Here is a 13,229-nt window from a genome sequence, read left to right as displayed (position 1 = left end):
TGGCTGCTGCTGTCCGCCGGTTTTCTATGCTTGATGGGGTAGGAAAGCAAAATGAGCGATGTGGATGAACACCTCGATCTGACGGAGATCAACGCCGTCCGCAGGTTGTTGACGTCAAAGCCACGCCCGGTGGGCTGGGACGAACGCCGGGCACGACTCGATGAGGTTGGTTCGGTGTGGCCGATTGCGGACGACATCCGATGCGAGGATGCGGTTTTCGATGCCCTCGAGGGAGAGTGGTCCCTAGCGCCTGAGAGTGACAGGGATAAGGTTCTGCTCTTTTTCCACGGTGGTGGCTACTGCTCCGGCTCTCTCAAAAGTCATCGTCGAATGGTGACCGAGGCAGGTCGAGCAATGGGAATGCGCACCCTCGCGATCGACTATCGACGCGCGCCGGAACATCCTTTCCCTGCGCAACATGAAGACGCACTCGCCGCATGGCGCTTTCTGAGCCGGCAAGGGATCGCGCCGGATCGCATCGTGGTTGGTGGAGACAGTGCGGGCGGCAATCTCACCCTGTGCTTGGTCAGTATATTGTGCGCGGCAGGGGAGCGGTTGCCGCGATGTCTTTGGCTGGTTTCGCCCTGGACGGACCTTTCGATGTCCGGCGCGACACTATCAACTAAGGACGCGATCGACCCTATCGTCCACCGGGCGTATTTGGAGGAACTGGCAACCGCCTATGTTCCCCACGGCGTTGGCCGGCGCGATCCCCTGATCTCGCCGTTGTTCGCCGATCTGAGCGGATTTCCCCCAATGCTGATACAAGTCGGTTCGGCCGAGACGCTGTTGTCGGACGCAACTCGGCTCGCGGCAGCCGCTGGCGCGGCTGACGTCAAGGTACGTCTCGAAATTTGGCCGCATATGATTCACGCCTGGCCGGTTTGGAATGCGGGGTTGAGTGCCGGTTGGCGCGCTCTTCACAGCGCGGGCATGTTTGTCCGCGACTATATAGCCCTCGGGTGAGGCAGTTGCTGGCGCAATGTTCCCGTTCAGGAACCGGAAGTATTGACCAATCTCGGTCGTATAGGGCAGCTTTGAAAGCTGAGATCGCGGGCGACCGCTGGTCGAGTCATGGCGCCCATAACCAAAATCCCATAGCGCTCGCAAACATCGTTCAGCGCCCCCAATTCTTCTTGCGTCAGGCCCTTCCGGCAGGATTGTGAGGATTGCAGAGTAGAAATGCCTTGGCGCCGCTGGCGGCCAGTCTCTCGAAATCCTCAAGGTCAAGCTCATATTCGTTGTTTTGAAGTCTCAGCCGATTCGTAAGCAGGACTCGCCCATTTCCCTGAATCACTTCGAAATAGGGTGAGTACACGGGCGACTGCACAATGACGCCGTCACCGGGCTTCGTGAAGGTCCGGAGTATTGCAGCTACTCACGGCATGATTGCTGGCGCAGGAAGCAGGGTTTCCAGCACCGGCGACCAGTTGTGCCGGCGCGCGAACCACGATTGCACGATCTCATAGTGGCGCGGGTCGCGACGGGTGTAACCGTAAATGCCATGGTCCGCGGCTTCGCGCAGCCGCGCGATCACAGCTTCCGGGGCACGAAAATCCATATCCGCTGTCCATAGGGAGAGCAGGTCTTCGCCCTCGACCCGGGGGGAGAACTCATCCCACTGATTGGCCCATTTGACGGATCCGAATTGCTGGCGGTCGTGGATTTGGTCGAAGTCCACTCGCGCGACATTTCTTTGCGCGATCGTCGATTTGGCATGTCTGCTTTGGAAGGCGGTCGACGCAACTCGAACGGCGCCATTGAGGCGCGCTTCAGCCTGTAAGGCTAAAGGAACGGAGAAAAGCCATGATTTGGCGTTCCTGTTCGCATTAGCTGCTTCCCTGCGCATTAACGGAGTAATATCGGAAGCTGGACCAAGGCGCGAATGCCGAGCCGTTTACGCCACTTGATCTGCCGCGCATCGACGCTGAGGCGGAGATCGGGAAAGCGTGTAAAGATGCGTTCGAATGCAATCGCGGCCTCGGCGCGGGCGAGCTGGAAGCCGAGGCAGAAATGCACGCCGGTGCCGAAAGAGAGATGCGGGTTGGGGTGCCGCGCGATGTCGAAGCGGTGCGGGTCTTCGAATTTGGAAGGATCGCAATTCGCCGCCGCCAGCATTCCGGCGAACATGTCGCCGCGACGAAACTGCTCACCTTGCCATACCATGTCGCGGATCGCGAAACGCGGCTTGGTCATCTGCACCGGGGACACATGGCGCAGGCATTCTTCGACGCAGGTCGGCATGAGTGAAGGATCGGCCTGAAGCTTCCGGCGTTGCTCGTCGTGCGACAGCAGCGCGAGCAAACCGCCGGAAATCAGGTGTGTCGTGGTTTCCTGCCCGGCACCGAACAGCAGGAAGATCATCGACACGAGTTCATCCTCGCTGAGCTTCTGCCCGTCCGTCTCCACATCGCGCAGGGCCGCAATCAGTCCGTCCGGTAGCGCTCCGCCCCCGGGTCGCGATACGCGTCGAAGATGGCGGACAACGCGGACCAGGCCCGGAATTGCTCGGATTATGGCCCAAACGTCGGCGGTATCGGTGAGTCTCCCCAGCCAGTTCTTGAACCGGTCGTGATCCCGTTCCGGAAGGCCCAGCGTCGCGCAGATGACCGAAAGCGGCAGGTCTCGGCAGAATTCAGTCATCAGATTGATCTCGGTGCCATCCTCCATCCGATCGAGCAGCCGATCTGCAATAGCCGCAATTGTCGGCTTCATCGCCTCGATAGTGCGGCGCTGGAACGTCTGGTCGACGAGGCCGCGCTGGCGGCGGTGCTCAGGGTCGTCGTGTCCGAGCATGTTCAGCGCCAGAAGGCTGAGCGTCCTTGGCAACACTCTCAGAATGCGCGCCTGTGTCTTGCTTCCTGCGTTGCCAGGATCACGCGCGAAACTGTCGTGGTCCTTCAGCATTGCCGCGCATGCCGCGTGCGTTACGGCGAGCCATGTGCGGCCGATGATCGGTAGCTTCATGTGGATCACCGACCCTTCAGCCCTCATCTGATCGAGCGTGGGAAACGGATCTGCATGGAATCCTGGAGAGAGGATGTCGAACTCGCGAGTCTCGTTCATCGGATCGCCACCTTCTCCGGACGCTTCATCATGAGGCGCTTTGCTCTTCTCCAGTCAACCGACTCTTGGCCTCGGGTATCAGGTCGGCCACGCGCTTGACCGCGTAAATTGGTGCGTTGTCATCGAGCACGTCGACTTGATCAGAGCCAAGTGAACCGCCATACTTAGCTCCGGCCGCCGTTGTGGGCAGCCCATTCCATGGATGAAGCCGATCGGGCCGCTCGACATCCATTTTTTGCATTTGCTAGCATCGCAGGCGGGAACAAATCTCCCGACCTTATATCGCTATAGCATGGAGGAGGTCGTATGAAGGATTCGCGCATCCCTGAGACGGTCTTGGTTGCCATGTCAGAGGGGACGCATATCATCCGTGCATATCGCGAGCATCTTGGTTATTCAATCCAGGATTTGGCGGTGGCATGTGGGTTAGCCGCCGAGGAAATAGAAAACTGTGGGAATATTCGAGACCGAGTCGGACATCTCGGACGCTGCCTGATCCGGGTACTTATCAACGGTTTCCCGCAGCATCCCGGGGGAGTGGCCGCCACTGGCCATGAAGCGGGCAGAACCCTCGAAATCGCAGTTCGAGGGCGTCGACGCTGAGCTTCTGGCCTTTCGGCCTACACTAGCTGGTGTGGCCATGATGTTGGATTTCGCCGGCCTGAATCTCTGGATCAACATCGCGATCTTTATCGCGTCGGCGGTGGTCGTCTGGATTGCCGGCGTGAAGCTTGCGCGCTATGCCAACGTCATCAGCGACAAGACGGGGATGGGCCAAGCGCTGGTCGGCCTTGTGCTGCTCGGTGGCGTTACCTCCCTGCCGGAACTGGCGGTGGCCATCACCTCATCGGTAAGCGGTGATGCCAGCCTAGCCGTGAATAGCATCCTCGGCGGTATCGCCATGCAGGTAGCCATCCTTGCGGTGGCCGACGCCATTATCGGTAAACGGGCGCTGACGTCTGTCGTCCCCGATCCGGTCATTTTCCTCCAGGGTGGTCTGAAGATCCTGTTGCTCTCCATTATCGCCGCTTCGATCATGGTCGGCGACTTTCCTGTTTTCTTCGCAGGGTTGTGGATATGGCTTCTGGCGATCGTCTTCTGCATTAGCCTTTGGCTTCTGTCCCAACTGCATAGCGACAAGCCGTGGGTCCCAAACGACAAGCAGGTGAGCAAGGAAAAGGAGAATGAACGAGCGAAGGAAAAAGCCGAGGAGGACAAGGACAAACCGCTCCGCTGGGCGATCTCACTAGCTTGCGTGGCTGGATTCGTCATCATCGTCGGCGGCTATGTTCTTTCCCGAACCGGCGATGCGATCGCTGAGGGAACCGGCCTCGGCCATAGCTTCTTCGGCGCTGTCTTCCTCGCCATCGCCACTTCGCTGCCAGAGATGAGCACGGTCTACAGCACGATGCGTGCGGGGCTCTATACGATGGCGATGTCGGACATATTCGGCACGAACCTTTTTGACATCTCTTTCCTCTTTCTGATCGACGTCACCGGTGGCGGAGATGCAGTGATGAACAGCGTCGGCGGTTTCGAGGGATTTGCCGCTCTGATCGCCATCACCGTCACAGCGATCTATCTCGTTGGCCTCGCGGAGCGGCGGGACCGGACCATCTTCAGGATGGGCTACGACTCGCTCGCGGTGCTGGGCACCTACGTCGCTGGGGTGATTCTCCTATATTTCCTGCGCGGCAGCGGCGGCTGACGAGCTTGAGGCACCGTGTGTTTGGGGCCACTTGAATCGCCCTGCGATCGCCAGCTCGGATTTTGCATTCAATGGATTGGCGAACAGCCTCGTTTCCTATCGCGCGAGGCCGAGTTCTTCTTTCATCGCTTCAACAGAGCGCCGATTGCCCGCTCGGCCGTGACGCCGATGAAGGCCATGCCGAGCCCTGCAATAGGGGCTCGGCCGGTCGCCGCGCCTGGACGAGCCTTGATTTGCAACGGCTTTTACGCACACTTGTTGGCTCGACAGCGCGGCCGACCGAATTGCCGACATCAGCCGAACCGACCTGCAGATCATGCTGCGGAGGCTTGGCCGCGCCTGAGCGATGCAAGCGATGCTGCTTAGGTAGTGGCCGGGCGATGTGCCCGGACCACAACCGCGTTTCCGTAAAGCGGCTCTGCACGTGGAGCATTGCTACCTTCAGTAATCGCGGAATGAAATTGGCGACTTGCCGAGCAGTATGACGGCAGAGCCGATCAGAGCGGATGCAAGGGAGCCGACAAGAATACCAAGCTTCGACTCGGTTTATAGAAGCTCATCACCGGGAAATGCGAGCAACGCGATGAACAGGCTCATCGTGAAGCCGATGCCGCACAGGAAAGCGACGCCCAGCAGGTGTCTCCAGCTGGCAAATGCAGGCATATCAGCTAGTCCGGCACGCACAGCAAGAAATGAAGCCACGAGCACCCCAACGACCTTGCCGCCCAAAAGTCCTGCGGCAATGCCCAGCGTGAGCGGAGCCGCCAACGCATCGATTCCCACGCCATCAAACGAGATGCCCGCGTTCACGAAACCGAAGAGCGGCACGATGAGAAAAGGAACTGCGAAATGCAGCCTATGTTCGAGGTTGTGAAGCGGAGAGACGAAGCGGAAGCAAAAATAGGAGCTTGACCTCCATGCCCGATTTAAGAAGCAGACATTGTTGGAACCATTCTGGACGTCGCGGTTGCGGCATAACCGGAAGACGGACTGTTACATAACAAGGTCCGATTTACTTGGTGAGCAGACCTCTGATCCGCTAAAGTCCCAAGTCTCCACCGGGCTGCTGACCGAAAACCCGGAAAACGCTTATCTCATAGCAAGCTGATCCATCTGGAGCGCCTATGAAGAAGCCGACCGGATCCACCGAGGCAGTGAGGATCGAGGACCTTGACGACGCGGGGCTGGCTGAACACGCGCGACAGCGTGACCCCGCCGCGTTCTGGCTAATCATCAAGCGTCACAATCAGCGGCTTCACCGGATCGCCCGCGCCGTCCTGAATGACGACATCGAGGCGGAGGACGTACTTCAGGAGACTTATATCCACGCATTCACCCATCTGGCCGAATTCCGCGCAGAGGCGCGGCTGTCGACCTGGCTCACTCGGATCGCGCTGAACGAGGCCCTGGGACGCCGCCGGAAAAGGCGGCCTACCGTCGACGTGAAAGCCATCGAAGGCATGGTCGCTCCGTTCAGCGCCCACGAGCCTGGTCCCGAAGAGGCGGCCGCTCTCGCAGAAATCCGCAGCCTTCTGGAGCGAGCCGTCGGTGGCTTGCCAGAGCCCTTTCGCATCGTCTTTGTCATGCGGGACGTCGAGGAATTGAGCATTGAGGAAACGGCTTTTCTTTTGGCATTGCCACCTCAGACAGTGAGCACCCGTCTTTATCGCGCACGCCGGCTGCTCCGCGAGGCGCTGCGGGACAAGCTCGCCACCGTGTTCACCGATACGTTTCTCTTCGCTGGCGCCCGTTGTGACCGCCTCGCGCAATCAGTTCTCGATCGGCTCGCAATCCGCCTGATTCGAAAGGATTCATCAGCCGAACGCGGCGACTGAGCGCTCGTAGACGCCGTCCACGCCGAGATTCCGCTGTCCCTTTTCGCGGGGCTCTGTCGCGGACGCGGGAATATTTCGGTGGCCCGGACCATCTAATCGTCAGGCAAATGCCTTCGGCGCCGCGGTTCTGGCAGCGGTGTTGAATCAACAATCATAGGAGACAGCCATGCAGGGCGCACTTCACCTATCCCGGCGTCAGTCCCTTCAGGGACTTGTCGTACTCGGTGCCGGAGCGGCACTCGGCGGAATCGCGAGGCCTTCTCCGGTATTGGCACATGACATATCGGACGAAGATATTTTCCGCTTTGCGCTCAACCTCGAATATATGGAGGCCGAATACTATCTCCGTGGCACCACCGGAAAAGGCATCGACGCAGCCGATGCCGGTTCGAAACCGGGCGACGTCGTCGGTGGAAAGCAAATTTCCTTCGAGACGCCCGCCATCGGCGAATTCATGCAGGAGGTCGCTGAAAACGAACTCGCGCACGTGCGCTTCTACCGTAAGACGCTTGGAACCAACGCGGTTGACCGGCCGGCCATCGATTTCGATGCCGGGTTCAAGGCCGTCGCGGAAGCGGCCGGTCTCGGTGCGGACTTCGATCCCTTCGGCAACGAAACGAACTTCGTTCTCGGCGGGATGTTGTTCGAGGATGTCGGCGTCACCGCCTATGCCGGTGCGGCGACAGTTCTGAAAAACAAGGATTTTCTTGCCGCCGCCGCTGGCATCCTGGCGGTCGAGGCCTACCACATGGGGATGGCGCGATCGACCCTCTACCGAAAGGGAGAGGAAGCCTGGAAGGCCGCCAACGCAGTCTCCGATGCCCGGGACAAGATCGATGGATCGGAAGATAAGGATCAGGGCATCCAGGTAGACGGAAAGGCCAACATCGTTCCATCGACGCCGGATGCGATAGCGTTCACCAGAACGCCGCAGGAAGTGCTCCGGATCGTCTATCTCACCGACAAGGAAGGAGTGGACAAAGGCGGCTTCTATCCGAACGGGATGAACGGCAATCTCAAAAACACCTGAGCCAGTTGCGATGAGTGATGATTGGCCGCCGAAAACTGAGCGGCAACAAGTTGCGGTCTCCCACCCTATGTCTCGGGCGGGAGCAACGCGACGGCAGCCTCAGGTCCAGAGGGGACATTGGCCGGCCGGCGGCAAGGTGTCTGCCTAGGTCACCAGGTCACGGCCTGCCGATGGACGCCTTCTGCTTCGCGCCCGATTTTGGCCGTTGCGGTGATCTTCGCCGCGGCCCGATAGCAGACGTTGCGGTTGACCACGCTGTAGGTCGAGGTTGCGCCATGAACGGACGTTCCTGGTTCACAAGTTCATTTCGCGGAATGCCACAATGGAACCCCGTGTGACTGCATCGCCGCTGAATCGGTCCGGCATTCGATAGCAAACGCCACCAGACTTGAGCCACGCCTTCCAGCGTCTGGTTGGCGTTACTCACGATGAGCCAATCACGGGGAGCATTTCAGCGATAGCTGAAGCGACCTTCGTGTTGGCAACTTTGTCGGGGAGGCCGCGGAGATGGGCTTCCACGCAGCACAATTCCGAAAGTCGTCGAGACATGCTGCCGGGAACGCCCTTCACCAGTAAGCGATCGGTTCTCGAGGTCAATCCAACCCGTCAATCCAGGCCGGCTCGGGCAAGTCCCTCGATCAGGCGCGCCCGATCCTCGGCGCGGACGAGAGCAGATGTTGCTCCGACCGCGTCCCGTGAGATGTAAGGGACTAGCGACTTGAGCCGTCCGAGCAAGTCCGTGGCAGCCTCCTGGTTGTCCAGAAGTCCGGCACAGGCCGTGCCGATGACCAGCGGATAAGCGTGGCCGGACCGCAAGCGATGCGCCTCCCGCGCATAACTCAATCCAAGCTCGTAGTTCGCGCCCTGGAAGTAAGCCAGGGCGTAGTAGAACTGAAAGTCGCCGAGAAAAGCCTCGCGCGGGCTCAGTCTGAGAGCGTAGTCGATGCAAGGAATGGCGTCCGCCGCGCGGCCCCCGTTGGCATGCGCAAGTCCCAACTGGCCGTGCGCAAACGCGGAGTTGGGGTTGATCGCGACAGCCTGGCTGGCCGCTGCCATCGCCAGGACATTGTCACGCGTCGCAAAGGCTATCATCGCCTGCGCAAGGTAAGCCCACGGCTCCTTATCGTCCGCGGCAATGGCCTGCTGGACAACATCCCTGGCAAGTGCCAGGGCGTGTCCCATGTCCTCCCACCCCTGGAACGCGCGCCACATCGTAATCCAACCTTTGATGGCAAGCGCCTGGGCATAGTCGGGAGCCAGTCGGATTGCCCGATCGAGCAGGGGGAGCATCTTCCGGCTGCTCTCCTCAGACAACTGGGAACACAGGAACACGGCTCGCACGACACATTCCCAGGCATCGAGGCCTTGATGCGGCTTGGGGCTTTCGCGGGCATGCTCTGCCGCCAGGAGTTCCGGGCCGATGCGACCGACGACGCTTGCGGTGATTTCGTCCTGAATGACGAAGATGTCGCCGAGGTCGCCGTCGTACCGCTCGGCCCAGAGATGGGCTTCGGAGGTCGCATCGATGAGCTGCGCGGTCACCCTGACGCGGCTACCAGACTTGCGGACACTCCCCTCGAGAACATAGCGGATCCCGAGTTCGCGCCCGACGGCGCGCACATCCACAGGCTTTCCCTTGTAGGTGAACATCGTATTGCGGGCGATCACGAAGAAGCCCTTGAGCTTGGACAGCGCGGTGGTGATGTCCTCAGTGAGCCCATCGCTGAAGAAGTCCTGCTCCGGGTCGGCGCTCATGGCGTTGAACGGCAGCACGGCAATGGATGGTCGGTCTGGAAGTGTGAGCCTGGGCGATCCCGTTCGTGCGGTCGGACCGTCCCAAAGGGGGCGGTACAGTCGAACCGGCCGCTCCATGTTCTTGAGCGCGCGTTCGCCAAGGTACTCGTAGTCGCAGTCAAGCTTGCCCTGAAGGTGATCGTAGCCCGTACCGGAAATGCAAATGCCGCCTGGATCTGCCAAGGTCTGGAGGCGGGCCGCGATGTTGACGCCGTCGCCGTAGAGATCCCCATCAACCTCGTGGATCACGTCGCCCAGATTGACGCCAATCCGGAAGACGATTTGTTGCTCCGGCAGCACGTCGGCCTGCCGCGCGGCAACGCCCTTCTGGATGGCGACCGCGCATGCGACGGCATCGACGACCGAGCTGAACTCCACGAGCGCACCGTCGCCCATCAGCTTGACAATACGGCCCTGATGCTCGGCCAGCAGCGGATCGATCACCTCCTGACGCAGAACCTTCAGGGCCGACAACGTCCCAGCCTCGTCATGTTGGACGAGGCGGGCATAGCCGACGACGTCAGCGGCCAGGATCGCGGCCAGCCGCCGCTCCGCTCTTGCAGTCGCCATGGCTGTCTCTCCCTCAGGAGATCCGCCGAATGAAGCCCGGGCGATTGACGCGACATGCACCATCCGGCTGCCCGACACCGCGACCGTGCTGGTTCATGATAGCACTGAGACGGTCATGTGGCGACCCTTCACGAGAGAGCCGCCTTCGACAGGAACAGGATCTGCGAAGTGGTCACTGCAAAGGTCTGTCGCGGTCCAATGGAAGGACGGCGTCATTCGAAGGAAGGTCCGTTTTCGGGACTCCGAACCAACTGGCGCGCTGAACTTGCCGAAGCGGTTTCTTCCGTCGTTCGCGGTGGGAACAATCGCTCCGTCAGCCACGTGTCCCAACCTCAGGATGGTCCGGAGTGGGTCAACTGCGTGAATGGAAAATCATTTCCACCTTGCGCCAACAGCGCTGTTTGGAAGGCACGGTTGCGCCAATACGGACGTGGAGCCTGCCGAGAGGCAGGATCCTTGCTATCGCGCAAGTTCCGCCCGGCGATCGCTATTCGGCGAGCTTGATAGCGTGGATGATTGCGGATGGGATCGAGGTCGGAATCGTTCTTGAACCATAGTTTCATTTCGATTCCAAACTGCTGCAAGCAAACCTCGAGCAGATCGATAGAGCGGTCGATCTCGTAGCGGTCGGCCCACAGGTGGCCCCCAGTCGCCCCTTCGATCAGCTGCGCGTTGATCCGCACCCGGTTCCCGGCCTTGCGAACGCTGCCTTCGACCACATAGGCAACACCCAGTCCCTTCGCGATGCGCTCCAGGTTCACTGCCTTGCCCTTGTAAGTGAAGACGGTGTTGCGGCCGAGCACGAACAGGCCCGAGACATTCGACAGGTCGGTGATAATGTCCTCGGTGATCCCATCGCTGAAGAACTCCCGCTCGGGGTCATTGCTCATGTTGGCGAACGGCAGGATCGCCACCGACGGCTTGTCGGGGCGCGGCCGCGGCTGAGCGCCTACCGTGGTCTTGAGGGAGCCGTTTGCGGGAGCCGCCAGATTGACGAAATAGACATGCACCGGCTGCGCGATGTTCTTGACCGTCTTCTCGCCCTGATCGAGAAACTCCAATTCGAGCTTGTTGCCGACCTGGTCGCGCACCACCGCCGAACAAGCAATGCCTCCTGGCCCCGCCAGCCCCTCGAGTCGCGCCGCCATATTGACGCCGTCGCCGTGAAATCGTCGCCGTCGACGATGATGTCACCGAGATTGATCCCGATGCGGAACTTGATGTGCCGGTCCTCAGGAACCCCGGTGTTGCGCTCGACCATGCCGCGCTGGATTTCAACCGCGCAACGCGCCGCTTTGATAACGCTGCCGAACTCGACCAGGAAACCGTCGCCCATCACCTTGAAGATTCGCCCGCCATGCTTGACTACGGTTGGATCGAAGAACTCGTGGCGATGCTGGCGAAGCGCAACCAGCGTGCTTTCCTCATTAGCCTCCACGAGCCGGCTGTAGCCAACAACGTCGGCCGCCAGTATGGCCGCCAGCCGGCGCTCAACCTGCTCCTGGCCCATGGCTGTCCTCTGAACTTGCCAAAGACACTTTACTAGCCTTGGTGATTATTAGCTAACGCCATCGTGGCGGCGGGCCAGAACGCCGCTTTGGCTTCATTGCGGCCGTTTGCAACGTCCGCAACGCTGCCAATACGCGGGGAAACCAGCCGGTCAGGTTACGGCCCCCGAGCTGCCAAGCAGCAATGCGCCGATGTGCCGTTTGCGCTGATAGGCGTACCATCGTGTGATGCCAAGCCGGTGTGTGAGCAGATGCGGGCAACACTAACAAGTGGAACAATTCGACAGCCGGTGAGTTTCCAAAATTGAAGGGCGATCTGTTTCGGAGGAAGACTAGGATGAAACGCGTCCTCGCCCAAAACGCTGTACGGCTGATGCTGGGCGGCGTAACCGCCTGCCTGCTCACGGTCGTCGAGATTCCCAACCCGGTTGCGCCATTGTCGCTTGTGTCCGAGGCGAGGGCTGCCACCGACGTTTCCATTTCCATCAGCACATTCTACGATGACCTGTCTTCCCATGGTGATTGGGTTTCGTACCGCGGAGCGACCGTTTTCGTCCCGGTCGATGTACCTGACGATTGGCGTCCGTATACCCTTGGACACTGGGTCTATACCGAGCAGTATGGCTGGCTCTGGGTGTCCGACGAGCCGTTCGGCTGGGCGACCTACCATTACGGCCGGTGGGGCTATGCCGACGACATCGGCTGGTACTGGGTTCCCGGCACTCGTTGGGCGCCAGCATGGGTGAGCTGGCGGCGCGACAGGGAGCACATGATCTGGGCTCCGCTGCCGCCCCGCCGCGATCCCGATTTGATTTCAATCGAGGTGACGTTCGACACCACGCCGGATTTTTACTGGGTCGTGGTCCCCACCCGCGAATTCCTTGCTGAGGACATTTCAGTCGTCGTTATCCGTGATGAGCCGGAGTTTGTGCGCATTGTCGAGGCGGCCGAGCCGGCCGGCGACGTGACGATCCAGAACAACGTGGTGATCAACAAAGTCATTGATGTTGATGTGATCGAGAAGGAGACGAACCAGCAGGTGACTGTCATCGAGGTCAGCGAGACCGAGACGCCCGAGCAGGCCGGCAAATTGGAAAACAATACGGTCACGGTCTTTGAAGGTGAAGTGAAAGCCGATCCCGATGCCAAACCAGCTGAGCTCAAAGACATCGAGGAGGTGAAGCAGGTTCAGGCAGGCCGGAAATCGAAGCCGACCGAAGACGCAGCCACGACCGAAAAGGCGCCGGCGAGCGACGAAGAGGTTAAGCCGGAAGAGACCGCCAAGCCTGAAAAGCCGACGACCGAGGAGCAACCGGCCGCCGAGCAGCAGCAGGCCGAGCCGGAACAGGCTGCCAAGCCTGAGAAGCCGAAGGCCAAGCAGCCCGCCGCCGAGCAGCAGCAGGCCGAGCCGGAACAGGCGGCCAAACCTGAGAAGCCGAAGGCCAAGGAGCAGCCCGCCGCCGAGCAGCAGCAGGCCGAGCCGGAACAGGCGGCCAAACCTGAGAAGCGGAAGGCCAAGGAGCAGCCCGCCGCCGAGCAGCAGGCCGAGCCGGAACAGGCGGCCAAACCTGGGAAGCGGAAGGCCAAGGAGCAGCCTGCCGCCGAGCAGCAGCAGGCCGAGCCGGAACAGGCGGCCAAGCCTGAGAAGCGGAAGACCAAGGAGCAGCCTGCCGCCGAGCAGCAGCAGGCCGAGCCCGAGCAGGCGGCCAAGCCTGAGA

Annotated in this window: 9 protein-coding genes and 2 pseudogenes; 5 read left to right on the top strand and 6 right to left on the bottom strand. The window is 60.5% G+C overall.

All coding sequences use genetic code 11. From position 1 onward, the window contains the following. Positions 1-51: 51 nt before the first annotated feature. Entirely contained in the window at positions 52-966 is a 915-nt protein-coding gene (locus tag EOA78_RS32155) for an alpha/beta hydrolase (protein ID WP_127319401.1), read from the top strand. 412 nt (positions 967-1,378) lie between these two features. On the opposite strand, the gene EOA78_RS36635 is transcribed toward EOA78_RS32155, so the two are convergent. The 3 genes from EOA78_RS36635 to EOA78_RS32135 all read right to left on the bottom strand — a co-directional run bounded on the left by EOA78_RS36635 (position 1,379) and on the right by EOA78_RS32135 (position 3,307). Continuing rightward, the gene (locus tag EOA78_RS36635) at positions 1,379-1,681 is read right to left on the bottom strand and encodes a hypothetical protein (RefSeq protein ID WP_206533543.1); all 303 of its coding nucleotides are present in this window, start codon (positions 1,679-1,681) and stop codon (positions 1,379-1,381) included. A 167-nt stretch (positions 1,682-1,848) separates the two neighbouring features. Further along, entirely contained in the window at positions 1,849-3,066 is a 1,218-nt protein-coding gene (locus EOA78_RS32140) for a cytochrome P450 (RefSeq protein WP_127319397.1), read from the bottom strand. Positions 3,067-3,094: 28 nt separating this feature from the next. Further along, positions 3,095-3,307 carry a hypothetical protein gene (locus tag EOA78_RS32135; RefSeq protein ID WP_127319395.1) on the bottom strand — a complete coding sequence of 71 codons (213 nt, stop codon included), beginning with the start codon at positions 3,305-3,307 and terminating at the stop codon, positions 3,095-3,097. 312 nt (positions 3,308-3,619) lie between these two features. Here EOA78_RS32135 and EOA78_RS32125 point away from each other — a divergent pair, with 312 nt between their 5' ends. Further along, entirely contained in the window at positions 3,620-4,774 is a 1,155-nt protein-coding gene (locus tag EOA78_RS32125; protein WP_245477911.1) for a sodium:calcium antiporter, read from the top strand. Positions 4,775-5,320: 546 nt separating this feature from the next. Here EOA78_RS32125 and EOA78_RS32115 read toward each other — a convergent pair. Next, a pseudogene (locus EOA78_RS32115) lies at positions 5,321-5,668 on the bottom strand (Na+/H+ antiporter NhaA); the annotation flags it as partial. 230 nt (positions 5,669-5,898) lie between these two features. Between EOA78_RS32115 and EOA78_RS32110 the strand changes: the two are divergent. Both EOA78_RS32110 and EOA78_RS32105 read left to right on the top strand, forming a co-directional pair. Continuing rightward, positions 5,899-6,609 (top strand): RNA polymerase sigma factor, encoded by a 711-nt coding sequence (locus EOA78_RS32110; RefSeq protein ID WP_164784027.1) that lies wholly within the window; start codon positions 5,899-5,901, stop codon positions 6,607-6,609. A gap of 268 nt (positions 6,610-6,877) precedes the next feature. After that, positions 6,878-7,639, top strand: coding sequence for a ferritin-like domain-containing protein (locus tag EOA78_RS32105; RefSeq protein ID WP_164784029.1), 762 nt, complete (start codon positions 6,878-6,880; stop codon positions 7,637-7,639). A gap of 606 nt (positions 7,640-8,245) precedes the next feature. On the opposite strand, the gene EOA78_RS32100 is transcribed toward EOA78_RS32105, so the two are convergent. Both EOA78_RS32100 and EOA78_RS32095 read right to left on the bottom strand, forming a co-directional pair. Next, complete coding sequence (locus EOA78_RS32100) at positions 8,246-10,066, bottom strand: adenylate/guanylate cyclase domain-containing protein (protein WP_245477909.1); 1,821 nt, start codon at positions 10,064-10,066, stop codon at positions 8,246-8,248. A 524-nt stretch (positions 10,067-10,590) separates the two neighbouring features. After that, a pseudogene (locus EOA78_RS32095) lies at positions 10,591-11,513 on the bottom strand (adenylate/guanylate cyclase domain-containing protein); the annotation flags it as partial. Between the two features lie 335 nt (positions 11,514-11,848). Between EOA78_RS32095 and EOA78_RS32090 the strand changes: the two are divergent. Then, on the top strand, positions 11,849-13,229 hold a 1,381-nt coding region (locus EOA78_RS32090; RefSeq protein WP_348628513.1), incomplete at its 3' end, for a DUF6600 domain-containing protein.

This window comes from Mesorhizobium sp. M5C.F.Cr.IN.023.01.1.1 (genome assembly GCF_003997585.1).
Taxonomy (GTDB): Bacteria; Pseudomonadota; Alphaproteobacteria; order Rhizobiales; family Rhizobiaceae; genus Mesorhizobium; species Mesorhizobium wenxiniae.
The sequence above is the reverse complement of the archived record's forward strand: the minus strand, read 5'-3'. Positions and strand labels throughout refer to the sequence as shown.